Below are 23,977 nucleotides of genomic sequence, written 5' to 3'. Positions count from 1 at the left end.
AGAAGATAACATGCCAACGCCCCTCGTCGTTTCCGAAGTCTCGAAAAGCTTCACCATGCACCTGCGCGACGGCATCCGGCTGCCCGTCGTCTCCAATGTCGCCTTCTCGGTCGCCTCAGGCGAATGCGTCGTGCTCGGCGGCCCCTCGGGCGTCGGCAAGAGTTCGCTGCTCAAGATGATCTACGGCAATTATGCCGTCGACACTGGTCAGATCCTGATCCGCCACGACGGGCGTATCGTCGATCTCGCCGCCGCCGATCCGCGCACCGTGCTCAATGTGCGCCGCCATACGCTCGGCTATGTCAGCCAGTTCCTGCGCACCGTGCCGCGCGTCGCGGCGGTCGACGTGGTTGCCGAACCGCTTGTGGCGCGCGGCGAAGACGCCGTCGCGGCACGGGAAAAGGCGGGCGCCCTGCTTGCCAGGCTCAACCTGCCGGAAGCGCTCTGGCAGCTGCCGCCCGCCACCTTCTCCGGCGGCGAACAGCAGCGCGTTAACATCGCCCGCGGCTTCATCACCGAACACACGATCCTGCTTCTCGACGAACCCACAGCCTCGCTCGACGCCAGGAACCGTGCCGTCGTCGTCGGCATGATCGAGGAGAAGAAGAAGGCGGGTGTCGCCCTTCTCGGCATTTTCCACGACGAGGAAGTCCGCGAGGCGGTCGCCGACCGCATCCTCGACGTCCAGCTGTTCTCACCTGGAAAGATCGCCGCATGAGCCGCAAGCTTGGCATCGAGCCCTATGTCCATGAGACGGCATCCGTCAGCGATTCCACCTTTGGGCGCTATACGGAGGTCTCCGAACGCTGCCGCATCAGCGAGGCCGCGTTCGGCGACTATTCCTACATCATGCAGGATGGCTCCGTCTGGTGTGCGACGATCGGCAAGTTCGTCAATATCGCCGCTGCCGTGCGCATCAACGCCACCAACCATCCGACCTGGCGGGCGACGCTGCATCATTTCACCTATCGCGCCGCCGACTACTGGCCGGACGGCGACATGGAAACGGACTTCTTCGCCTGGCGGCGGGCAAACCGGGTGACGATCGGCAACGACGTCTGGATCGGCCATGGGGCGACCATCCTGCCCGGCGTCACCGTCGGCAATGGCGCGGTGATCGGCGCTGGCGCGGTGGTGTCGAAGGACGTCGCTCCCTATGCGATCGTCGGCGGCGTGCCGGCCAAACTCATCCGCGAGCGTTTTCCAAAAGAGGTCGGCGAACGCATGGACGGGCTTTCCTGGTGGGATTGGGAACACGACCGGCTGCGCCTGGCGCTGCAGGATTTCCGCAACCTGAGCGCGGAAGATTTCCTGGCCCGCTACGGCGGCTAAACCTGCGATATAGATGCGGAACAAGCGCGGAGATATGTGACAGAACTTACACAAATATGACATTCGAGCTTCATCAAGCGGGACTAATGCGATGCTGACCACGGCCTTGAGTGCAAAGGGAAAGCATGATGTTCGAGCTGAAGAATGTCACACGTCGTTTCGGAAAAAAGCTCGCCGTCGATTCCGTCACGCTCGACATTCCTCAGGGCCAGATGGTCGGCATCATCGGCCGCTCCGGCGCCGGCAAGTCGACGCTGCTGCGCATGATCAACCGGCTGCAGGAGCCGAGTTCCGGCTCGATTCATTTCGCCGGCGTCGAGGTCTCCGGGCTTCGCGGCCGGGCGCTGCGCAACTGGCAGCGCGATTGCGCGATGATCTTCCAGCAGTTCAACCTGGTGCCGCGCCTCGACGTACTCACCAATGTCATGCTCGGCCGCCTCAATCACCGCTCGACGCTTCTGAGCCTGCTCAACATCTTCAGCCGCGAGGAACGTGTGCATGCCATCGCAGCGCTCGAACGCCTCGGCATCGAGCAGACGGCGCTGCAGGCATCCGGCACGCTTTCCGGCGGCCAGCAGCAGCGCGTAGCAATTGCACGGGCGCTGATGCAGAACCCGAAGATGGTTCTCGCCGACGAGCCGATCGCCTCGCTCGACCCGCTGAATGCCAAGATCGTCATGGATGCGCTGCGCGATATCAACGAGCGCGAGGGCATCACCGTCATCACCAACCTTCACACGCTCGATACCGCCCGCAACTATTGTGAGCGCATCGTCGGCATGGCCGGCGGCCGCGTCGTCTTCGACGGCAAGGGATCGGAACTGACCGCCGAGGCGGTGAAGGCAATCTACGGGACGGACAAGGATGGCGCCGGCATCGACGAAACGATGACCTCGACATCGATCCATATCGCTCCCGAGCGGGCAGACAATCAATCCGCCGGCATCCAACCGCTGGCGCTGGCCGGTCTCTGAGCGAGACGGCCGCGATCGAGCGCCCGCGTCAAGGGCACACTTCTTCGTAACGGAAGACCGGGGGCACCGGTCAATAGGAGAGACCACATGTTGAAGAAAGCACTCTTTGCGGCAACGGCGCTCTTTGCGCTCGCCGGCGCTGCCCATGCGGCAGATCTCAAGGAATTCCGCATCGGCATCCTCGGCGGCGAAAACGAAACCGACCGCCTGCGCAACTATGCCTGCCTTGCCGACCACCTGAAGCAGGAATTCGGCTTCGAGAAGGTGTCGCTGTTCCCGGCCGCCGATTATGACGGCGTCATCCAGGGCCTGCTCGGCGGCACGCTCGACTTCGCCGAACTCGGCGCTTCCGGCTACGCAGCCATCTACATCAAGGACGAGAAAGCTGTTACGCCGATCCTGACGACGCAGCAGAAGGACGGCTCGACGGGTTACTACTCGGTCGGTCTCGCGCTCAAGTCCTCCGGCATCAAGAACATCAAGGACGCCAAGGGCAAGAAGCTCGGTTACGCCGATCCGGATTCCACTTCCGGCTACCTCGTTCCGCTGACGCAGATCCCCAAGGACACGGGCATGCCGAACGACAAGTTCTTCGCCTCGACGCAGTTCAACGGCGGCCACGAGAACAACCTGCTTGCAGCCTATGACGGCAAGGTCGACGTCGCCGTCGACGATAGCTCGGGCATCGGCGAATTCAAGGACGGCTACACCTCCGGCACCTTCCGCAAGGAAGTCGACAAGGGCGCCGTCGATCCGAACAAGCTGGTTGAAGTCTGGCGTTCGCCGCTGATCCCGAACGGCCCGCTCGTCGTTCGCAACGCCCTCGGCCAGGACTGGCAGACGAAGCTGGCCGCCTTCTTCACGGCTCTGCCGGAAAAGGATCACAAGTGCTTCGCCGCTATCGAAGGCGGCGACTACAAGGGTTACGCCCCGGTCAAGCACGACTTCTACAATGCCGTCGTCGAAGTCCGCAAAGCTGCCATCGGCGGCTGATCGGCTTTTTGAATGCGAGGGCGGCCGGAAACGGCCGCCCTTTATCTTTGACCGGGCGAGGCGTCCATGACTGTTGCCGATACACAGCCGCATATGCAGAGTGCAAAGGAGATCGGCACCGCCTGGGAGCGGATGGTCTCCAGGCGCCGCTTCTACACTATCCTTGGCCTGGTTATCCTGATTGCGGCCTTCGTCAGTTCCGTCCGCTTCGCCGACGAGAGCAATGCCGGCCATTTCTTCGACCGCCTGCCGCATCTTTTCGACTTTTTGAGCTGGCTCATTCCCAAGGACTGGAACGATGTCTGGCGCGCGCTGTTCGACATTGCGAGCGTCAACGACAAGGGCGGCGAGGAATTCAATTTCGACAAGGGCCGCGTCTACGTCTGGGGCGCTTTCTACATTCCCGAATATTTCGAGCTGATGATCGTCACCATCAACGTGGCGCTGATCTCGACGATCGTCGCCTTCGTCTTTGCCGTGCCCTTGAGCTTCTTTGCCGCCCGCAACCTGACGAGTTCATGGCCGCTGCGCATCTTCGCCAAGCGCCTGATGGAATTTTTGCGCGCCTTCCCCGAGATCGTCATCGCCGGCCTGTTTTCCGCGATCCTGTCGATCGGGCCAGTGGCTGCCATCATCGCCATCACCCTGCACACGATCGGCGCGCTCGGTAAACTCTTCTACGAAGTGGCCGAGAATATCGACATGAAGCCCGATGAGGGCATGAAAGCCGTCGGCGCCAACTGGTGGGAGCGCGTGCGCTTCGCCGCTCTGCCGCAAGTGCTGCCGAATTTCACCTCCTATGCGCTCTTACGCCTCGAGATCAACGTGCGCGCCTCGACCATCATCGGCGCCGTCGGCGGCGGCGGCATCGGCGAGGAGTTGAAGCTTTCGATCTCGCGCGGCTTCGGCGCCAAGACGATGGCGCTCGTTCTGCTGCTGTTCGTGACGATCGTCGCCGTCGACCAATTCTCGGCATGGCTGCGCCGCCGCCTCGTCGGCGAGCACGCCTTCCTTCTGCAACATTGAGGCCGCCATGACGGTGATCGACGCAAACCGTATGAACGAAATCGAAGCGCGCTATCCGGAATTTTTCCACCGGTCGTTCCGCCAGCGTTTCGGCGGGCTGATGATCCTGATCGCGACGCTGCTCTACAGCCTCTATGCCGTCTGGTTCTTCGACCTGCCCAAGCTTTTCGCCGAAGCCCATTGGGAGCGCGTCGGCATCTATCTCAGCCAATGGGTGAGCTACGACGTTCAGCCGGAATTCCGTATCGGGGATGACGGCTCGATCGAGGTGCGGTATCCGCGCTTCTCGCCACTCGGCGACAATCCGCATCCGGACTGGCTGGTCAACAATCCCGATGGCAGCATCGCGGTTTCGATCAGCGGCACCAGCCGCACCGTCACCGTCTCGAAGAGCGAGACGATCGTCACCGCGCATGGCATCAGCGTTCCCGTCGAGGTTTCGAGCGGTGCGCCTAAGGTGGTCGGGCCGGTACCCCACTGGATGACCGTCTATGACGACAACGTGCTTGCCGATCTCGGCTTTGCCGGCGATGTCAGCATCTCAGTCGACCGGGTGAAGATCCGCAAGCGTTTCATCGGCTGGGCGAATTTCATCTTGGACACGCAATCGTCCTTTTTCGACAAGCCGGTCGGCGAGGTCATCAGCCTGATCGTCTCCGGCCCGCGCATCAAGCCCGACCAGTCCAACCTGTCGCTCGCCTTCGACGACATCTGGAATAACAGCGAATGGCAGCACGGGGACGTCTGGACCAAGCTTTTCCAGACGATTGTCATGGCATTCCTCGGAACGCTGCTCGGCTCGCTCACCGCCTTCCCGCTGGCCTTCCTGGCGGCGCGCAACATCACGCCGAACCGGCTGCTCAATCAGATCCTGAAACGCTTCTTTGATTTCCTGCGCTCGGTCGACATGCTGATCTGGGCGCTATTCCTGACGCGTGCCTTCGGCCCCGGCCCGCTTGCCGGCAGCGGCGCGATCTTCCTTACCGAGACCGGCACGCTCGGCAAGCTCTATTCCGAAGGGCTGGAGAATATCGACAACAAGCCGCGCGAAGGCATCAAATCGACCGGCGCCCAGAGCGTGCTCGTTCATCGTTACGGCATTATGCCGCAGATCGTTCCGGTCATCGTCAGCCAGACGCTCTACCAATGGGAATCGAACGTGCGAGGCGCGACGATTATCGGCGCGGTCGGCGCGGGCGGCATCGGCCTCAAATTATGGGAGGCCATGCGCACCAACGCCAACTGGGAAAATGTCGCCTACATGGTCATCCTGATCCTGATCGTCGTGTTCATTTTCGACGCCGCCTCGAACGCGTTGCGCCACCAGCTGATGGGCACGAAGACCCACTGATATATCGGCTCGAAAGGCGGTGGCGTTGCCGCCATCATCATTCTGTCACGGAAATCTTTTAGCCGGGAACCTGCTTGCGGTTTGCCGCCAAATCACTGCACATTGCGCTCCCCGTTTCGACGATCCCCAGGATAAAAGCCTTGCGCTACGCTCTCTATTTCTCGCCGCCGAAGGACGCTCCCTTGACCGGCGCCGCCTCGCTCTGGCTCGGCCGCGATGCGTTCACCGGCGAGACCTATCCTGCGCCTGATGATGCGCAGCTCGGCGCGGCAGAGCAGTTCGAGCTGACCGCCGACCCGCGCCGCTACGGCTTTCACGCGACGATCAAGGCACCGTTTTCGCTCGCAGGCTCGGTCACCGAGAAGGATCTCATGGCCGTTGCTGAGGATTTTGCCGCGCGCACTGAAGCTTTCGAGATTCCCGACCTCGTGCTCGGACAGCTCGGCCGCTTTTTTGCCCTCGTTCCCGGTTCTCTTCATCAACCCCTTCAGGATTTCGCCGCGAAGGTGGTAAGGTCCTTCGAACCGTTCCGCGCAGCGCTTTCCGAAGCCGATATGGCGCGGCGCAACCCGGAGAAGCTCAGCGACAGCCAGCGCACCCATCTGCAGCGCTGGGGTTATCCCTATGTGATGGAGGATTTCGGCTTCCACATGACACTCACCGGCCAGGTGCCCGAGACACGCGCCGCGGTGATGAAAGCGATCCTGACCGAGCGTTTTGCCGATTTCACCGGCCGGCCGCTGCCCATTTCCGGCCTTGCCGTCTTCATTGAGGAAACGCGCGGCGCCCCGTTCAAAGTTCATTCCTGGCTGCCGCTTGCCGGCGCCAAAAGCTGAAAGACCAGACGAGATGAGCAAAGAGACCGTGTTTTCCAACGCCCGCATCGTTCTTGAAGATGACATCCTCTCTGGATCGATTCTCATTCGCGACGGCAAGATCGCCGACATTTCCGAAGGTAACTCGGTAGCCGGCGAAGATTTCGAGGGCGACTACGTCATTCCCGGCCTCGTGGAGTTGCATACCGATCATCTTGAAGGCCATTATCAGCCGCGTCCCGGCATTCGCTGGAACCAGACCGCCGCAATTCAGGCGCATGACGCCCAGATCGTCACTTCAGGCATCACGACGGTGTTCGACTGCCTGCGCATGGGCGCGGACGAGGACGGCGGCTTCGAACATGGCGAGATGCGCGAGATGGCCGATGCCATCCAGTCGGCGGAGAAGGAAGGCCGGTTGCGCGCCGAGCATCTGATCCACCTGCGCTGCGAGGTCTCGGCCGACAATGTGCTCGAACATTTCGCCGATTTCGAAAACGATCGGCATGTGCGGCTCGTCTCGCTGATGGATCATGCCCCCGGCCAGCGTCAATTCCAGACGATGGATCAATATATCTTCTACTATCAGAAGAAGCGGGGTTTAAGCGACGAGGTCTTCGCGCGTTTCGTCGCCAAGCGCCAGGCGGAATCGGCGCGCAACTCGACGCCGCATCGCAACGCCATCGCCAAGGTCTGCGCCGAGCGCGGCATCACGGTGGCAAGCCATGACGATGCGACGCTCTCCCATGTCGGCGAAGCGATCGACAACGGCGTGCGGCTTGCCGAATTCCCGACCAGCGTCGACGCCGCCCGCGCCTCGCACGAACACGGCATGAGCGTGTTGATGGGCGCGCCGAACATCGTGCGCGGCAAGTCCCATTCCGGCAATATCGCCGCCCGTGACCTTGCCGAGATGGGCGTGCTCGACGTGCTGTCCTCCGATTACGTGCCGCTCAGCCTGCTGCATGCGCCCTTCATCCTCGCCGATGAGGTCGAGAGCATTACCCTGCCGAAGGCGATCGCCATGGTGACATCAACGCCCGCCCGCACCGTCAGCCTCGACGATCGCGGCCGGATCGCCACCGGGCTGCGCGCCGATCTCGTCCGCGTCCACCGTTCGCATGGCGTGCCGGTGACACGCTCCGTCTGGCGCCAGGGACGCCGTGTCGCATGAGCCCGCACGAACCCCATCCAGGAGCCGGAGCCGAGCGTGGCATCATGGTCGTCGTCGTCGGGCCGAGCGGCGCCGGCAAGGACACGCTGATGAACCTCGCCGCGCGGCATTTCGCCGGCCGCGCCGACGTTCATTTCACCCGCCGCGTCATCACCCGCCACCGCGATGCCGGCGGCGAAGACCATCTTTCCGTCTCCCTCGAAGGGTTTGCCGCGATGGAGCAGTCGGGCTCCTTCGCCGTCTGGTGGGAGGCGCATGGCTTGAAGTACGGTATTCCGGCCGAGGTCTCGGTGGCATTGTCGCGCGGCCATGTCGTCGTCGCCAACGGCTCGCGCTCGGCGCTGCACCGTTTCCAGGCGGCTTTCCCGCGGCTCAAGGTGATCAACGTCACCGCTCGCCCGGAAGTGCTCGCCAGCCGGCTGGAGGCGCGCGGGCGCGAGACGCATGAGGATATCATGGCCAGGCTTGCCCGCGGGCCGCTGACGGTGCGCGGCGACTACGACGTGGCGGATCTCGACAATAGCGGCTCGCTCGAAGAGGCGAAGCAGAAGATGGTCACGATCCTCGACGGGCTGCTCGCCGAGATTCACTGACCGAGATCGGAAGGAAGCATGCGCGCCATCAAAGTGGTCGACTACGATCCTTCCTGGCCGCTGCTGTTTGCCGACATCGGCGCCGAGATCACCATCCTGCTCGGCGATCTCGTGCTGTCCATCGATAATATCGGCAGTACGTCGGTGCCCGGTCTGGCGGCGAAGCCGAAGATCGACGTCGATGTCGTCGTGATCTCCGACGACGTTCTGCCGTCGGCGATCGACGCGGTGCGCGCTGCCGATTTCGTCTTCCACGGCGATGCTGGAGAGAAACGATGGGCCTTCACCCGGGATCGTGACGGTTACGGGTTCAAGCTCTATCTCTGCGGCCCCGACAATCGCGCCCATCGCGACCGCATCCTGTTTCGCGACTATCTCCGCGACCACGCCGAAAGGGCCAAAGCCTATGCCCATCTAAAACGCCGCCTGGCTGCGGAGGCAGACCGCGATTGGGACTTCTACACTGGCGGAAAGACCGCATTCATCAACGAGACGCTCCGATTGGCGGAGGAGCTGTATCGGAGTGCGTAGCGCACTCCGCGCCCGATCAATCGCCGTCACCCCGTCCCGAGACGATCTCGCGCTTGCCGACGTGGTTGGCCGGGCCGACTAGGCCTTCCTTTTCCATGCGTTCCACCAGTGAGGCGGCTCTGTTATAGCCGATGCCGAGGCGGCGCTGGATGTAGGAGGTCGAGCACTTCTTGTCGCGCATGACGACCTTGACCGCCTGTTCGTAGAGTTCGTTGCCATCCTCGGAGGCCATGGCGCTCTTGTCGAAGACGGCGCCGGCTTCTTCCTCTTCGGTCTCTTCCTCCTCGTCAGCGGTGACCGTGTCGAGATATTCGGGGCGGCCCTGGGTTTTCAGATGGGCAACGACCTTTTCGACCTCGACGTCAGAGACGAAGGGACCGTGGACGCGGGAAATCCGGCCGCCGCCCTGCATATGCAGCATGTCGCCCTGGCCGAGCAGCTGTTCGGCGCCCTGTTCACCGAGAATGGTGCGGCTGTCGATCTTCGAGGTCACCTGGAAGGAGATGCGGGTCGGGAAGTTCGCCTTGATCGTGCCGGTAATGACGTCGACCGATGGGCGCTGCGTCGCCATGATCAGATGGATGCCGGCGGCGCGGGCCATCTGGGCGAGGCGCTGGATCGCACCTTCGATCTCCTTGCCGGCGACCATCATCAGGTCGGCCATTTCATCGACGATGACGACGATATAGGGCATCGGCGTCAGGTCGAGTGCCTGGCTTTCCTCGATCGGGACGCCGGTGCCCTTGTCGAAGCCGACCTGGACCATGACATGGATCGTCTCGCCTTTGTCGCGGGCCTGGGCCACGCGCTCGTTATATCCGTCGATATTGCGGACGCCGAGGCGCGACATCTTGCGATAACGCTCCTCCATTTCGCGCACGGCCCATTTCATCGCCATCACCGCCTTCTTCGGATCGGTGACGACGGGCGTCAACAGATGCGGGATACCGTCATAGACGGAAAGCTCGAGCATCTTCGGGTCGACCATGATCAGCCGGCACTGTTCCGGCGTCAGGCGGTAGAGCAGCGACAGGATCATCGTGTTGATGGCGACCGACTTGCCGGAGCCAGTGGTGCCGGCGACGAGCAGATGCGGCATCTTGGCAAGCTCGGCAATAACCGGCTCGCCGCCGATGGTCTTGCCGAGACCGAGCGCCAGCTTGTAGCCGCTCTTCTCGAAATCCTGGCTCTCGATCATCTCGCGGAAATAGACGGTTTCGCGAGTGACGTTCGGCAATTCGATGCCGATGACGTTGCGGCCGGGCACGACGGCGACACGGGCCGAGAGCGCCGACATCGAGCGGGCGATATCATCGGCAAGGCCGATGACACGCGACGATTTCACGCCTGGCGCCGGCTCGAATTCATAGAGGGTGACGACCGGACCGGGACGGACGTGGATGATCTCGCCCTTGATGCCGAAATCTTCAAGCACACTTTCCAGAAGCCCGGCATTCTGCTCCAGCGTCTCCTGCGACATGATCTCGCCGAGGCGTTCTGGCGGCTCCTGCAGGAGCGCGCGCGGCGGGAATTCATAGCCTGAGGCGTCGATTTTTTCGGGTCTTGTCACACGACGCGGCGAGGGCAGGACCGCAGCGACGGGCGGTGTAGAACGGGGTGCCGGCGCAGCCTCAGGGGCCAACGCGATCTGAGGCGCTGGCGCAATCTGGGGGGCTGACGCAGCCTGAGGGGAAGGTACGACCGGTGCCTCGACCGTAATGCGCCGAGGCCGTTCCAGGGATATTGCGGCCGGAGGGCGGACGGCGAGCTTTGCGGAAACCGCGGCGGCCGGCTGAACCGGGCGGGAGGCGACGGGCGCGGGGGCCGGCCGGCCGGGGCGCCATTCCATGATGCGGAACAGCGAGGTGATCGATTCGGGCGCAGTCTCGACCTTCGGGAACGAGATCGAGGCAGGCGCGCGAACCGGCTCGCCTTCTTCGAAGGCCATGACTTCCCAGAAGGCGAAATCCGAAATGGAAGAAAGCTCGGCACTGGCACGGAAGGCAGGCGCGGCGGGCACTTCGGGCAAGGGTGACGGTTGCAGTTCGATCACCTGCGGTGTGGAAAGTTCGTAGGGCTCGGGCAGATAGACATCGAACGGTACGTCGACGGCGACCGGCTCGATGCGTATCGCCTGCTGTCCAATCTGCGAATCATCGCGAACAAGCTCATTCGGCGCCCGCCGCTTGCTGATCAGCGTTTCCGGCGTGCGGGTAAAACGGACGTTCGGCGCGAGGGAAAAATTGCTCTGCCAGATCGGTGCCGCCGGCTTTTCACCGGGATTTACCTCCGGAAGCTCGGTTTCAATCTCGCTGGAAAAGTCCCCGGCGTCCGTCAAATTGGTTCTGGGAAAACGCATGCGTCCGCTACTCACTCATGCCTAACAAATTACGACCCTACCGGGATAGAAAAGGAAGGTTAATAAGTTCCTTCCCGCCGTATCGTTCCGATACGGCTCCCGTCGCTAAATCGTTGCGATTTCAGTGAGTTGAGTTAACCGGAAAAATCTTTGCCAATTTTCTGAGAGGACCCGAATGCGGCGCATCGACTCTGATGATGCGCCGCCTATCAGGCCGTCGTTTTCTGCATTCGCTTACCCAAGACGCACAGTTTGAGCGACATGGATCAATGCGCCTCGTCCCAATTGCTGGCAGCACGTGCATCGACCCTCAGCGGCACGCGCATTTCGAGCGCCGGCATGGTGGCGTTTTCCATGACCGAGACGATAACCGGCATGGCCTTCTCGACATCCTCGTCCTCGACTTCGAAGATGAGTTCGTCATGCACCTGCAGCAGCATGCGGACGCGATCGCCAAGGCCGACTTCAACAAGCGCCGGCTCCATCTTGATCATCGCCCGGCGGATGACGTCGGCAGCCGAGCCCTGGATCGGCGCGTTGATCGCCGCACGCTCGTTGAAGGCGCGTACCGACGGGTTGGAAGAGCGGATTTCCGGATAGTTGATTCGCCGCCCGAAGATCGTTTCGACATAACCCTTGTCGCGCGCCATGGCCTTTCGGCTTTCCATATAGTCGCGGATGCCCGGGAAACGTTCGAAATACTTCTTGATGTAGTCGCCGGCTTCCGAACGCTCGATCGATAGCTGGTTGGCAAGCCCGAAGGCCGAGATGCCGTAGATGATGCCGAAATTGATCGCCTTGGCGCGGCGACGCACCTCGCCCGGCATGCCCTCGACCGGCACGCCGAACATTTCCGACGCGGTCATGGCGTGGATGTCGACGCCATCCTCGAAGGCCTTGGTCAGCTGCGGGATCTCAGCCACATGGGCAAGCACGCGCAGTTCGATCTGGCTGTAGTCGGCAGAAATCAGCTTGTGGCCGGGTGTCGAGATGAAAGCGGTGCGGATCTTGCGGCCTTCGGCGGTGCGCACCGGAATGTTCTGCAGGTTCGGCTCGGAGGAAGACAGGCGCCCCGTCGTCGTCGATGCCAGCGAATAGGAGGTGTGGACCCGTTTGGTTTCCGCATGGACATAGCCCGGGAGCGCGTCGGTATAGGTGGATTTCAGCTTGGTGACCTGGCGCCAGTCGACGATCTTGCGCGGCAGCTCGAAACCGGCGGCAGCCAGATCCTCGAGCACCGATGCGGAGGTCGACCATTGCCCGGTTTTGGTCTTGCTCCCGCCGGCAAGACCCATTTTGCCGAACAGAATATCGCCGAGCTGCTTCGGCGAGCCGATATTGAACCGCTCGCCGGCCAACACATAGATCTCGTCTTCCAGCCGCGCCGCACCCTGGGCCAGTTCGCCGGAGAGGCGCGAGAGGATCTGCCGGTCGACGGTGATGCCGCGCGCTTCCATGCGCGCCAGCACCGGCAGCAGCGGCCGTTCCAGCCGTTCATAGACGCTGGTCAGTCCTGCCGCCGCCAGCCGCGGCTTCAGCACCAGCCAGAGGCGCAGCGTCACATCGGCATCTTCGGCGGCATAATGGGTGGCGCGGTCGATATCGACGAGATCGAAGGTGACGTTCGCTTTGCCGCTGCCGGCGACGTCCTTGTAGGGGATCGGCGTATGACCGAGGAATTTTTCCGAGAGCGGGTCCATGCCATGGGCGCCGGTGCCGGCGTCGAGCACGTAGGAGATCAGCATCGTGTCGTCGAAACTCCTGGTTTCGATGCCGTAGCGCTTCAATAGCAGATAGTCGTATTTCAGGTTCTGGGCGACCTTGAGAACCGCCACGTCCTCCAGCAATGCCTTCAGCCGCGGCAAGGCATCGCGCATGGCGACCTGGTTTTCGACAAGGCCGCCACCGAGCAGATCGCCGACGCCGTTCTTGTGGGTGAGCGGCACATAGGCGGCGCGGATCTTGGTGCCGGTGGGATCGGCCACATTGTCGGCGATCGCCAGCGAAAAGCCGACAAGCTCGGCCTGCATCGCATCGAGCGACGTGGTCTCGGTATCGAAAGCGACAAGGCCGGTATCGCGCGCATCGGCGATCCACCGGTCGAGCGTCGCCAGATCGCGGATCGTCACATAGGCCGAATGATCGAAGGGCAGCGTCGCAAAGGCGTCGGCCCGCGCCTTGGCAAGATCGGCGGGCGAAAAGGCGCCTTCGACGGCGGACTTCGCCTTCGCACGGGCCGGCACCGGCACCGCGTCACCCGAGACTTCGGGGATACCGCCGGCAACGGGGGCCGGCTCGGCCGCATCGAGATCGGGGCCGTGGGCGGATTTACCCCATTCGACGCTGACGATCGCCGGTTCGATGGCGTTGGCATCGCAATCGCAGACTTCGGCGACGCGGCGCGTCAGCGTCGTGAATTCCATCGTTTTGAGGAAGCCGATCAGCTTCGGGCCGTTCTGCGGCTCCAGCACCAACGCGTCGAGATCGAGATCGAGCGGCACATCGGTGCGCAGCCGCACGAGGTCGCGCGAGAGCCTCGCCATATCGATATTGGCAAGGATGGTCTCGCGGCGCTTGACCTGCTTGATCTCGGTGGCGCGTTCGAGCAGCGTGTCGAGATCGCCGTATTCCTCAAGAAGCTGGGCGGCGGTTTTCGGGCCGATGCCGGGAATGCCGGGAACGTTGTCGACGGAATCACCGGTCATCGCCTGCAGGTCGATCATCTTTTCCGGCGGCACGCCCCATTTCTCGATGACGTCGGGAATGCCGATCTGCTTGTCCTTCATGCTGTCATACATATGGACATTGGGACTGACGAGCTGCATCAGGTCCTTGTCGGAGGAGACGATGGTGACATCGGCGCCGGATGCCTCAGCCTGGCGGGCATAGGTGGCGATGATGTCGTCGGCCTCAAAACCTTCGGTCTCGATGCAGGGCAGGTTGAAGGCGCGGGTCGCCTGGCGGATCAGGCCGAATTGCGGGATGAGCTCCTCCGGCGGGGCGGAACGGTTCGCCTTATAGGCATCGTAGAGATCCTTGCGAAACGTCTTGGCGGAATAATCGAAGATGACGGCAAGGTGTGTCGGCGTCACGCCGACATCGGTGTTGCGCGCATCCCTCAACAACTTCCACAGCATGTTGCAAAAACCGGAAACAGCGCCGATCGGCAGGCCATCGGTCTTGCGGGTCAGCGGTGGCAGTGCATGAAACGCCCGGAAGATGAATCCGGAACCATCGATTAGGAAGAGGTGATCGCCTTTTTTCATGGGTGCATGGATAGCGCGGGCACGGGACGAGGTCCATAAAAAGTTCGGCGCGCGAAAAGGGTTACGCACGTCTATTCAGAGGCGCAAAGGACGCTGCACCACTTTGAATGGATGCGTAATTTTTTCCTTAAACCGCATTCCGAATTGCGGAATTGCGCAGCGGAGATTCCGCTCACCAAACTGTTACCGATTTGTAACGGTCGCCCTCCCTTGAAAAACCACATTCACAGGCACAAATTCATGTCACCGGCGCTTGATCGCGCCGCGGGTCTGATTACCGGCTTGTCCCCCGCCGCGTCAGGCTTGGACAAAGGCCTTATCCCCCTCTCCGGGCCTTTGTCCCCACTTTAAGGTCGCCATGGCCAACCTCCAGGCCATGGCGACTTTTGTTTTTCCCAGGCACTCGAAATTATTATCGTGGCTTGCATATTTTGAAGCATCGCATGCGATTTGCTGCATTGTCTCCGGCATGGTTTTGAGCCTAACTTGCAATCATGGGATTTAACCGCATGGATTCGGGAGCCTACCTTGCCAGCCAGCTGGCGAAGGGTTTTGCCCGCTCGCTGCACCAGCGCGCGGTCGGGCTCGGTTTTTCTCCGGGCCAGTTCCCCATTCTGCTGGAACTCTGGGCCGAAGACGGGCTGACCCAGAAACAGCTTCTCGAGCGGGTCGATATCGAGCAGGCGACCATGGCCAACACGCTTTCGCGCATGGTCCGCGACGGGTTGATCGAACGCCGGCCGCATCCATCCGACAAGCGGGCACAACTGCTGTTCCTGACGCCGAAGGCCAGCGCCATGGAGGCCGAGGCGATCGAGACCGCGCGTGAGGCCGACCTTGCGCTGTTTAAAGGTTTTCGGGTTTTCGAGCGCGAGCTGACACTTGAATATATCCGCCGGCTTCTGGAAAACGCCAAGGCGCTCTGACCGGGATTATTCGCTGAGATTATTCGCTGACAAGGCGTGTGCGCCGTCGCGGCGACATGCCGGGTCCCGCCTGCTCCGTCCGAACGCTCTTACTAACGGCTGGCTTCAAGCTCGGCTCGATATCCGGTTTGCCGAGCAACAGGCCCTGCACCTGTGCGCAACCTTCCTCGACGACGATCTGGCGCTGCATCTCCGTTTCCACACCCTCGGTGACGACGGGCATGCCGAGGCTGTGGCCGAGACCGATGATAGCGCGCACGATCGATCGCGCCGCCGCGTCATGCTCCAGCACCCCGGTGAAGCTGCGGTCGACCTTGATCTTGTCGAAAGGAAACGAGCGCAGGTTCGAAAGCGAAGAGTAGCCGGTGCCGAAATCGTCCATGACAATGTGCACCCCCAACCTTCGCAGGCGCTGCAGCATTGCCATTACCCGGTCGCGATCGCGGATCAGGGCTGCCTCGGTGATCTCGAGCTCCAGCCGATCGGGTGCGAGCCCGGTCTCGGCAAGCACCGCCTCGATCCGCTCGCACAGGTTGGGCAGCATGAACTGCACCGGTGAAACATTGACTGCAATCGTCAGCGGCTGGGGCCAGCGCGCGGCCTCCATGCAGGCCTGCCGCAATATCCATTCGCCGAGCTGAACGATCGAACCGCTTTCCTCGGCGACGGGGATGAAAATGTCGGGCTCGGTCATGCCGTGGCCCGGCCGGTGCCAGCGCATCAAGGCCTCGTAGCCGCTGATCTCGCCGCTCCGCGCATTGAGGATCGGCTGATAGTTGACATGGAGTTGGTTGCGGATGATCGCGTGGCGCAGGTCGCTTTCGATCTGGCGGCGGTTCCGCGCCGCTTCGTCCATTTCCGCGTCGAAGAAACAGGCCCTGCCGCGACCGTCATGCTTGACGCGGTAGAGTGCGGTATCGGCATTGTTGCAGAGTTCTTCGGCCGTGCTCCCATCTCTTGGATAGAGTGCGATGCCGAGGCTGACGCCGACGGCTGTGGGGTCACGGGCCGTGTCCATCTCGGCGGCGAATTCGTCGATGATATCAGCCGCAAGCTTTTGCGCCGACGCCGGCTGCTGCCCAGCAGACTGGATGATAGCGAATTCGTCGCCGCCGAGCCGGGCGATCGTATCGCTCTCACCGGCCACCCGGCGCAGGATAGAGGCAACCTTGCGGAGAATGCGGTCGCCTTCAGCGTGGCCGAAGATGTCATTGACGGCCTTGAATCGATCGAGGTCGAGACAGAACAGCGCCACCTCGGTGTTCTTTCGTTCCGCCACCTGCAGCGCCTGCCGGATGCGAGTGTCGAACAGCGACCTGTTCGGCAGATCAGTGAGCACGTCGTGGTGGGCGAGATGCTCGATCATCTCTTCGGCCTGCTTGCGCTCGGTGAGATCGCGCACCGCCAGCACCTCGCAATTGCGGCCACGATAAACGATCTTGCTGGAGGTCGCTTCTACGGCAATCTCTCGACCGGTGCGGCTGTTCAGCAGTGTCTCGCCCGGCCGGTTCTCCCGGGGTCCCTGAACGACCGTCAGCACATCCGAGGGCGCCTTGCCCGCGAGATCGGCAAGCTTCCAGCCTGATAGGGCCTGGAACCGCTCGTTGGCATCGATGATCCGGCCTTCGCGCAGGATCAGCAGCCCCTCCTGCGAGGCATTGGCAAGCCCGCGCAGATCCGTCAGATGGCTTTGGACGAAGACCACGGCAAGTGCGACCAGGATAAGAGCCGTCGCCGCCACCACGACGATCGCCGCAAGCACCCTCGTGTCGAGAACCGATGTGGGAACCTCCATGCCGGGGTCCGGCACGAGCGTAATGCTGCCCATCGAAATGAAATGAAGAGTGCAGATGGCGAGGACGAAGACCAGCGATGAGGTGAGGAGACGCCTCATCCCCTTCAGGCTGAAAAAGATATGGAAAGCGGCGCTCGACAGAAGCATTCCGGCAAGGACCGCCGTCAGTGTCATCAGAGGATCGTAGAGGATAACCGCCTGCGCTTCGATCGCCTGCATGCCGGTCAGATGCATGGAAGCGATGCCGAACGCCATCAGAACGCCGCCGCGGATGGAGGAAAATCTTGCCTCACGTTGCGAAGCGGCGAGGATCGCCACCCATGAGCCGACCACCGAAAGGAGAAAGGAAAGCAGCGTCGGGTCGAGCGCGTAGCTGATCGGCGTGCCGCCGTCATAAGCGAGCATCGCGATGAAGTGCGTTGCCCATACGCCGGTGCCGAAGGCAAAGCCCGACGCGCCGATCCAGAGCTTGCGGCGTCCGGCGTCGCAGTCCTGGGCACGGGAATACAGCAGCATCGCCGCCATGACGCCAACTAGGCAGACCGCGGCGGCCACCACGACCAGCCGCCAATCGTGATTGTCGCGAATACATGCAATGACCGAAAACATCTGCGCCCCCGAACAGCTGGTTTTGGCCGATGCTATTTAGGTTGTGCTAATTAACTGTAAATTGAATTAGGTCTTTCTTTATTATCGTGTGGCGGCCCTCCATAAGACCGATCCCCGTCACTTCAGCACGCTTGCGTGCGCCCCTGATTTTTACGTTTTCCGCCTCGCCTGCTTTCCCGGTTTGGTCTATCGTCCGGCCAAATTTCGAAAAGGAGTCGAAAATGACCGATATACAACCGGTGCTTTCGCGCGCGGATCAGAACCTTTCATCAAGCCTCGAAAAACTGTTCGAACTGCTGCGCATCCAGTCGATTTCCACCGATCCCGCCTACAAGGCCGAATGCCGCAAGGCCGCAGAATGGCTCGTCGTCTACCTCCAGACACTCGGCTTCGAAGCCTCGGTGCGCGACACTCCTGGCCATCCTATGGTGGTCGCCCATCATGCCGGCGCGTCCACCGAGGCGCCGCACGTTCTGTTCTATGGCCATTACGACGTTCAGCCGGTCGACCCGATCGAGCTTTGGGAAAACGACCCCTTCGAGCCATCGATCAAGGATGTCGGCGACGGCCGCAAGATCCTGACCGGCCGCGGCACGTCCGACGACAAGGGCCAGTTGATGACGTTCCTCGAGGCCTGCCGCGCCTATAAGGAGATTCACGGCGCGCTTCCCTGCCGCGTCACCATCCTCTTCGAGGGCGAGGAAGAATCCGGTTCGCCGTCGCTGAAACCCTTCCTCGAAGCCAATGCCGCCGAGCTCAAGGCCGACTATGCGCTGGTCTGCGATACCGGCATGTGGGACCGCGACACGCCGGCGATCGCCGCCGCACTGCGCGGCCTTGTCGGCGAGGAAGTAACCGTGACGGCCGCCGATCGCGACCTGCATTCCGGTCTGTTCGGAGGCGCTGCCGCCAACCCGATCCATATTCTCGTCGAGGCTCTCGCCGGCCTGCATGACGAGACCGGCCGCATCACGCTCGACGGCTTCTACGACGGCGTCGAGGAAACCCCTGAAAACATCAAGGCGTCATGGGAGACGCTGGGCAAGACCGCCGAGAGCTTTCTCGGCGAAGTCGGCCTTTCCGTTCCCTCGGGCGAAAAGGGCCGTTCGGTGCTCGAACTCACTTGGGCGCGGCCGACCGCCGAAATCAACGGCATCTGGGGCGGATATACCGGCGAAGGCTTCAAGACGGTGATCGCCGCCAAGGCTTCGGCGAAGGTTTCGTTCCGCCTCGTCGGCACGCAGGATCCGGCCGCCATCCGCGAGGCTTTCCGCAGCTATGTCCGCTCGAAGATTCCGGCCGATTGCTCGGTCGAGTTCCATCCGCATGGCGGCTCGCCGGCGATTCATCTCTCCTATGATTCGCCCGTTCTGACCAAAGCGAAGACCGCGCTCTCCGACGAGTGGCCGAAACCCGCCATCGTCATCGGCATGGGCGGCTCGATCCCGATCGTCGGCGACTTCCAGAAGATGCTCGGCATGGAATCGCTGCTCGTCGGCTTCGGCCTCAGCGATGACCGCATCCATTCGCCGAACGAGAAATACGAGCTTGTCTCCTACCACAAGGGTATCCGTTCCTGGGTCCGGATTCTCCAGGCGCTCGCCGCCTGAGGGAAACGCAATAACAAAAAGGCCGGTTAAAACCGGCCTTTCGTCATACGCTTGCTCAGTGCCAGTTCATCCGTGGTCAATGAGAAGCGGGTATAGCAGTCAGACTGCCTCCGAAAGGTTAACGGATCGTTAACGTCGCACGGAGCGCTGGGATCGCCGGATTATCCGAAGCACTGCACGGGTTCGAGGCGTCGGCAACAATTTCCCCGTTCAAGCTACGTTCATCGCAGCCAGCATATAAGCCATTGAAAGGCAAGGATAATGATGACGGTCTCAGACGTGCGGGCGTCGCTTAACCTTGTCGTTTCAGATGGCATATGCCGGGCAAGCGCAGCCAGGTGCTGCCCCAAACTACGCCTGCGAGGAGTGAAAAAAGCGTGAAAAATCTGTTTGCTAAAATCGCCGCGGCCGGCCTGTTCCTGCTGGCGCCTGTGATCGCGCAGGCTGCCGAAGGCTATTCGACGGCGAACGTCAACATGCGCGCCGGTCCGAGCACCCGATATCCCGCCGTCGCGGTCATACCCGCCGGTTCTTCCGTCGAGATCCGCGGCTGCCTTTCCGACGTCAACTGGTGCGACGTTGAGTTCTACGGCGGCCGCGGCTGGGTCTCCGGCCAATATGTGCAGGCTCTCTACCAGCAGCGCCGTATCTATGTCGGTCCGCAATATTACCGTCCGCTCGGCATCCCGGTCATCCGCTTCAGCGTCGACAATTATTGGGATCGCTACTACCGCAACCGCGATTTCTATCGCCAGCGCGACCGCTGGAGCCGCGGCCCGGACGACTATTACAGCGACCGCGACAATCGGGATCGCGACATTCGGGATCGCGACAATCGCGATCAAGACAACCGGGATCGCGATCGGAACTGGCGCGACGGGGATCGCAACCGAGACGGCGACCGAGATGGGCGCAATCGGGATCGCGACAGAGACTGGCGCAACCGAAATGGCGACCAGGACGGACGCGACGACAATCGACGGGACGAACGGAGAGATGGGGATCGCAGGCCCGATCGCAGGAATTTCGATTGCCGACCCGGCGATCCCTCCTGCGACCAATAAGATAGGAAGGGCGGCCGCAGCACAGTCCCTTTCGAGGTTTTCCCGGCCGCCGGTGAACAATCAAAAAAAGCCCGGCGCTCCCGAGAGGGATGCACCGGGCCTGATGTCGATCGGCGCGTGTTGAGGGGAGACGGCCGATCCGGGCGCGGGACGTGAGGGGTTGTCCCGCGTCATTCTAAACCATCGCGGAGCCTATTAGTTCCACCGACCAGACAGAAGATGTGCGGCGCACGCATTTCGGCGCAACGCCGATAAAAATCATCCGGCGGCTTTGCTCCGTCCCGTCGAAAGTGAGATTTTTTGACAGTCGCCATGACTGACATCCCTGCTTGCAACAAAGCCACCGACAATTTGATCTGAGAGCACGCTTGATGCTCTTGTCTTGCGGGATTCTTTGTTGCAGTTTTGAGACGTCGGATCGATTTTGATCCGTTCGAGGCTGGACCCTGATGACGCAAGACTACTTGGCTTTCCTGGGGCTTTTCGGCGCTCGGGCAGCCGCGATAGATGTTACCGTCTGGCACAAACACAACCCACTCCTTCCTGTGCGACTTACCGATGGGGCGAACCTCAACCCTTCCGGCCAGATCTGGCGTCGCTTTCATCTGGGCGAATGGGAATATAAGCAGGATCCGGAAACGCTCGACGATTACGAGGCCCGCCAGTTCTGAGCGCCAATGCATGTCGCCCAAAAGTGTGCAGCGGTTTTGGGATAACGACATGCGTAAATGAAAGAGTTAAAGCGCAGCGTAAAAAGCCGGAACGACCCGAAGCGCTTTATCGCCGCGTTCTGCTTTGCTTTCCATAATTAACACCCCGTTAAATCGCCGCATTTACAGTTCAGTCGGGTGACGGCGCCTGCAAGAGTGCCGTTGTGCGAAGTCACGCTTCGCGATCGAACATGGGGTGTGACCGGTCGGCGATGGCAGGCAGAAGCAGATCAGGCGATAGAATCGAACCGTCCTTCAACGGCCGCCCGGCGCGCGACGATGACGCATTTTCGCTCGATGCCGACGATCGCATTGCCGGAAGCCGATCTCCACGGCGCGGCGGCTCCAAGCCGCCGGAGCGCCCTGCCCCGCGGCGCCGGCGCGAGCCGCGGGAGCGCGAAGGTGGCGGCTTTTTCGGCTTCCTGCGCCGGGTGATCTACTGGTGCGTCGTGCTGTTCATCTGGGCCGGCATCGGCGTTGCCGGGCTTGTCGTCTATTATGGCTCGCGCATGCCGAGCGCCAGCACATGGGCGATCCCGGAACGGCCGCCGAACGTCAAGATCACCGCCGTCGACGGCAGCGTCATCGCCAATCGCGGCGCCACCGGCGGCGAAGCGCTGCCGCTCGAAAACATGTCGCCCTATATTCCGGAAGCCGTCATCGCCATCGAGGATCGGCGTTTCTATTCGCATTTCGGCGTCGATCCGCTTGGTCTCGGGCGGGCGATCGTGACCAATTTCACGGCCGGCCACATGGTGCAGGGTGGCTCGACGCTGACGCAGCAGCTTGCCAAGAACCTCTTCCTTTCGCCTGAAAGGACGCTGGAACGCAAGGTGCAGGAGGTGCTGCTGTCACTCTGGCTGGAGCAGAAATACACCAAGGACCAGATCCTTGCGATGTATCTCAACCGGGTGTTCTTCGGATCGAACGCCTATGGCGTCGAGGCGGCTTCACGCCGTTATTTCAATAAATCGGCGCGTGACGTGAACCTCGGCGAGGCCGCGGTGCTTGCCGGCCTGCTCAAGGCGCCGTCGCGACTGTCGCCGGCCCGCGACCCGGAAGCCGCGAATGCGCGTGCCCAGCTTGTGCTTGCGGCAATGCGCGAGCAGGGCTTCATTACCGATTCCGAAGTCAAGACCGCGATGTCGCAGACCCCGGCTTCGGCCAAGAGCTATTGGTCAGGGGCCGGACACTACGTCGCCGACATGGTGATGGACGAACTGCCGGGCCTGATCGGCGACGTCAAGGAAGACGTGATCGTCGATACGACCATCGACAAGTCGCTGGAAAAGAAAGCCGAGCAATCGCTGGTCGACGTGCTCGACAAGGAGGGCGGGAAGCTCGACGCTTCGCAGGCGGCCCTGGTGTCGATCGACGGCACCGGTGCGATCCGGGCACTCGTCGGCGGCAGAGACTATGCGACGAGCCAGTTCAACCGCGCCGTCAAGGCCAAGCGCCAGCCGGGCTCCTCGTTCAAGCCCTTCGTCTATGCTGCCGCACTCGAGAAGGGGCTGACGCCCTATTCGGTGTTCAATGACGCGCCGATCCGGATCGGCGACTGGACGCCCGAAAATTACGAGAAGAAATACAATGGCGAAGTGACGCTGGCCACCGCACTTGCCAAGTCGCTGAACACGGTGGCCGCCCAGCTGGTGATGTATGACGGGCCGGATCAGGTGATCAAGCTTGCCCACCGGCTCGGCATCGAAAGCGAGCTGCAGCCGAACGCCTCGATCGCGCTCGGCACGTCCGAGGTCTCGCTGATGGAACTCACCGCCTCCTATGCCGCCTTCATGAATGGCGGCTACAAGGCGACGCCGCACGTCATCCGGCGGGTGACGACCGCCGAAGGCAAGGTTCTCTACGAAAATACCTATGACAGCCCGCCGCGTGTGCTGTCCGAGCAGATCGTCGCCGAAATGGATGCGATGATGATGGGCGTGATCGACAACGGCACCGGCAAGAGCGCCAAGATCCCCGGCTGGCAGGCGGCAGGAAAGACCGGCACGACGCAGAATTCGCGCGACGCGCTCTTCGTCGGCTTCACCAGCAACCTCACCACGGGGGTTTGGTTCGGCAATGATGACGGCAAGCCGATGAAGAAGGTGACCGGCGGCGGCTTGCCCGCCAAGGCCTGGAAGGAATTCATGGTCGCCGCCCACAAGGGTCTTTCGCCGGCGCCACTCTTCGGCAACGGCCAGTTGATCGCCGATCCGAACAATGGTCAGCCGATGGCGCAATCGGCGCCGGGCGCTGGACAATCGGGCAGCGGACAGCCGATGACGGCCGAAGCGTCGCCGTCGACGATCGGCGGGATCATTTCCGGCGTCTTCGGCGGCAACGACAATGCAAACCGCTATCCGCAAGCGCCTGCCCGACAGCAGCCGGCGACCTCCGGTAACGGCCCGGTTCCGCCTGGAGACATTGCCGAAGGCGGCGGTTCAGGCTACGAGGGCATGGTTCCACCGGGCGATGTCGGGGCGCCGCCGACAACCTCGTCCGTCCAGCCGCGGCGCACAACGCTGCTCGATCTGATCATGGGCCAGTGAGAGCTTTGCTGCATGCGCAGCGCCGGCCCGATGCTCGGAAGCGTGTTGTGTCGGAATTGGTTCAGCGACGCACTTTGGTCTTGGTTTTGATGCAGGTCGTTGTTCCGAAAGCGCTTCGCACGTGAGGATGACAGGCATCAGAAATCGGCGGCTTTCCGGACAGGGGGCGACCTCCTTCCCGGTGACTATAAAAAATGAATGCAACACATTCGTTTTGCTGGATTCCGGGCGATTTCTCGCCTTGCAGTCCAGAAAACCGCTCCTTATATACGCCGCATCACCGCAATCACGATTGCGTAA

At 61.9% G+C, this 23,977-nt stretch carries 18 protein-coding genes; 15 read left to right on the top strand and 3 right to left on the bottom strand.

Going from position 1 to position 23,977, the window contains the following annotated elements:
* Positions 1-10 precede the first annotated feature (10 nt).
* The 10 genes from phnL (at position 11) to GR197_RS00290 (ending at position 8,789) form a co-directional block, all read left to right on the top strand.
* On the top strand, positions 11-718 hold the full coding sequence (phnL, locus tag GR197_RS00335) for a phosphonate C-P lyase system protein PhnL (protein ID WP_164006069.1): 708 nt from the start codon (positions 11-13) through the stop codon (positions 716-718).
* Positions 715-1,332, top strand: a complete 618-nt coding sequence (locus GR197_RS00330; protein ID WP_164006068.1) for a DapH/DapD/GlmU-related protein — start codon at positions 715-717, stop codon at positions 1,330-1,332. The genes phnL and GR197_RS00330 overlap by 4 nt, the downstream gene beginning before the upstream one ends.
* Before the next feature lie 128 nt (positions 1,333-1,460).
* Positions 1,461-2,306, top strand: a complete 846-nt coding sequence (gene phnC, locus GR197_RS00325; RefSeq protein ID WP_204329996.1) for a phosphonate ABC transporter ATP-binding protein — start codon at positions 1,461-1,463, stop codon at positions 2,304-2,306.
* Between the two features lie 87 nt (positions 2,307-2,393).
* Entirely contained in the window at positions 2,394-3,299 is a 906-nt protein-coding gene (phnD, locus tag GR197_RS00320) for a phosphonate ABC transporter substrate-binding protein (protein WP_007634127.1), read from the top strand.
* A 66-nt stretch (positions 3,300-3,365) separates the two neighbouring features.
* Positions 3,366-4,325, top strand: a complete 960-nt coding sequence (gene phnE / locus GR197_RS00315; protein WP_164006066.1) for a phosphonate ABC transporter, permease protein PhnE — start codon at positions 3,366-3,368, stop codon at positions 4,323-4,325.
* Between the two features lie 7 nt (positions 4,326-4,332).
* Positions 4,333-5,676 (top strand): phosphonate ABC transporter, permease protein PhnE, encoded by a 1,344-nt coding sequence (phnE, locus tag GR197_RS00310; protein WP_164006065.1) that lies wholly within the window; start codon positions 4,333-4,335, stop codon positions 5,674-5,676.
* Between the two features lie 140 nt (positions 5,677-5,816).
* Positions 5,817-6,512, top strand: coding sequence for a DUF1045 domain-containing protein (locus GR197_RS00305; RefSeq protein ID WP_164006064.1), 696 nt, complete (start codon positions 5,817-5,819; stop codon positions 6,510-6,512).
* Between the two features lie 13 nt (positions 6,513-6,525).
* On the top strand, positions 6,526-7,665 hold the full coding sequence (locus GR197_RS00300; RefSeq protein WP_164006063.1) for an alpha-D-ribose 1-methylphosphonate 5-triphosphate diphosphatase: 1,140 nt from the start codon (positions 6,526-6,528) through the stop codon (positions 7,663-7,665).
* The gene (gene phnN / locus GR197_RS00295) at positions 7,662-8,258 is read left to right on the top strand and encodes a phosphonate metabolism protein/1,5-bisphosphokinase (PRPP-forming) PhnN (RefSeq protein ID WP_164006062.1); all 597 of its coding nucleotides are present in this window, start codon (positions 7,662-7,664) and stop codon (positions 8,256-8,258) included. The genes GR197_RS00300 and phnN overlap by 4 nt, the downstream gene beginning before the upstream one ends.
* Positions 8,259-8,276: 18 nt before the next feature.
* A complete protein-coding gene (locus GR197_RS00290; RefSeq protein WP_164006061.1) occupies positions 8,277-8,789 on the top strand; it encodes a GrpB family protein in 513 nt (170 codons plus the stop codon).
* 16 nt (positions 8,790-8,805) lie between these two features.
* Here GR197_RS00290 and GR197_RS00285 read toward each other — a convergent pair whose 3' ends face one another.
* Positions 8,806-11,148 (bottom strand): DNA translocase FtsK, encoded by a 2,343-nt coding sequence (locus GR197_RS00285; RefSeq protein ID WP_164006060.1) that lies wholly within the window; start codon positions 11,146-11,148, stop codon positions 8,806-8,808.
* Positions 11,149-11,414: 266 nt separating this feature from the next.
* Complete coding sequence (gene polA, locus GR197_RS00280) at positions 11,415-14,414, bottom strand: DNA polymerase I (protein ID WP_164006059.1); 3,000 nt, start codon at positions 14,412-14,414, stop codon at positions 11,415-11,417.
* A 509-nt stretch (positions 14,415-14,923) separates the two neighbouring features.
* Between polA and GR197_RS00275 the strand changes: the two genes are divergently transcribed.
* Positions 14,924-15,340 carry a MarR family winged helix-turn-helix transcriptional regulator gene (locus GR197_RS00275; protein ID WP_164006058.1) on the top strand — a complete coding sequence of 139 codons (417 nt, stop codon included), beginning with the start codon at positions 14,924-14,926 and terminating at the stop codon, positions 15,338-15,340.
* A 19-nt stretch (positions 15,341-15,359) separates the two neighbouring features.
* On the opposite strand, the gene GR197_RS00270 is transcribed toward GR197_RS00275, so the two are convergent.
* Positions 15,360-17,744, bottom strand: a complete 2,385-nt coding sequence (locus GR197_RS00270) for a bifunctional diguanylate cyclase/phosphodiesterase (RefSeq protein ID WP_164006057.1) — start codon at positions 17,742-17,744, stop codon at positions 15,360-15,362.
* Between the two features lie 221 nt (positions 17,745-17,965).
* On the opposite strand from GR197_RS00270, the gene GR197_RS00265 reads away from it, so the two are divergent.
* The 4 genes from GR197_RS00265 (at position 17,966) to GR197_RS00250 (ending at position 23,677) form a co-directional block, all read left to right on the top strand.
* Positions 17,966-19,354 (top strand): dipeptidase, encoded by a 1,389-nt coding sequence (locus tag GR197_RS00265; protein ID WP_164006056.1) that lies wholly within the window; start codon positions 17,966-17,968, stop codon positions 19,352-19,354.
* A gap of 377 nt (positions 19,355-19,731) precedes the next feature.
* Positions 19,732-20,418: an SH3 domain-containing protein gene (locus GR197_RS00260; protein WP_164006055.1), complete on the top strand. Its 687-nt coding sequence runs from the start codon at positions 19,732-19,734 to the stop codon at positions 20,416-20,418.
* Between the two features lie 449 nt (positions 20,419-20,867).
* The gene (locus tag GR197_RS00255) at positions 20,868-21,089 is read left to right on the top strand and encodes a hypothetical protein (protein ID WP_164006054.1); all 222 of its coding nucleotides are present in this window, start codon (positions 20,868-20,870) and stop codon (positions 21,087-21,089) included.
* Positions 21,090-21,340: 251 nt separating this feature from the next.
* Complete coding sequence (locus GR197_RS00250) at positions 21,341-23,677, top strand: transglycosylase domain-containing protein (RefSeq protein WP_164006053.1); 2,337 nt, start codon at positions 21,341-21,343, stop codon at positions 23,675-23,677.
* Positions 23,678-23,977 lie beyond the last annotated feature (300 nt).

Source organism: Rhizobium phaseoli, from assembly GCF_010668805.1.
In the GTDB taxonomy this organism is placed as follows: Bacteria; Pseudomonadota; Alphaproteobacteria; order Rhizobiales; family Rhizobiaceae; genus Rhizobium; species Rhizobium phaseoli_A.
Note: the sequence above shows the minus strand (reverse complement) of the source record. Positions and strands in the feature narration are given on the sequence as shown.

Coding starts and splice junctions, on each gene's coding strand:
- phnL (WP_164006069.1), top strand. CDS start 11: ATGCCAACGCCCCTCGTCGTTTCCGAAGTCTCGAAAAGCTTCACCATG.
- GR197_RS00330 (WP_164006068.1), top strand. CDS start 715: ATGAGCCGCAAGCTTGGCATCGAGCCCTATGTCCATGAGACGGCATCC.
- phnC (WP_204329996.1), top strand. CDS start 1,461: ATGTTCGAGCTGAAGAATGTCACACGTCGTTTCGGAAAAAAGCTCGCC.
- phnD (WP_007634127.1), top strand. CDS start 2,394: ATGTTGAAGAAAGCACTCTTTGCGGCAACGGCGCTCTTTGCGCTCGCC.
- phnE (WP_164006066.1), top strand. CDS start 3,366: ATGACTGTTGCCGATACACAGCCGCATATGCAGAGTGCAAAGGAGATC.
- phnE (WP_164006065.1), top strand. CDS start 4,333: ATGACGGTGATCGACGCAAACCGTATGAACGAAATCGAAGCGCGCTAT.
- GR197_RS00300 (WP_164006063.1), top strand. CDS start 6,526: ATGAGCAAAGAGACCGTGTTTTCCAACGCCCGCATCGTTCTTGAAGAT.
- phnN (WP_164006062.1), top strand. CDS start 7,662: ATGAGCCCGCACGAACCCCATCCAGGAGCCGGAGCCGAGCGTGGCATC.
- GR197_RS00290 (WP_164006061.1), top strand. CDS start 8,277: ATGCGCGCCATCAAAGTGGTCGACTACGATCCTTCCTGGCCGCTGCTG.
- GR197_RS00285 (WP_164006060.1), bottom strand. CDS start 11,148: ATGCGTTTTCCCAGAACCAATTTGACGGACGCCGGGGACTTTTCCAGC.
- polA (WP_164006059.1), bottom strand. CDS start 14,414: ATGAAAAAAGGCGATCACCTCTTCCTAATCGATGGTTCCGGATTCATC.
- GR197_RS00275 (WP_164006058.1), top strand. CDS start 14,924: ATGGATTCGGGAGCCTACCTTGCCAGCCAGCTGGCGAAGGGTTTTGCC.
- GR197_RS00270 (WP_164006057.1), bottom strand. CDS start 17,744: ATGTTTTCGGTCATTGCATGTATTCGCGACAATCACGATTGGCGGCTG.
- GR197_RS00265 (WP_164006056.1), top strand. CDS start 17,966: ATGACCGATATACAACCGGTGCTTTCGCGCGCGGATCAGAACCTTTCA.
- GR197_RS00255 (WP_164006054.1), top strand. CDS start 20,868: ATGACGCAAGACTACTTGGCTTTCCTGGGGCTTTTCGGCGCTCGGGCA.
- GR197_RS00250 (WP_164006053.1), top strand. CDS start 21,341: ATGGCAGGCAGAAGCAGATCAGGCGATAGAATCGAACCGTCCTTCAAC.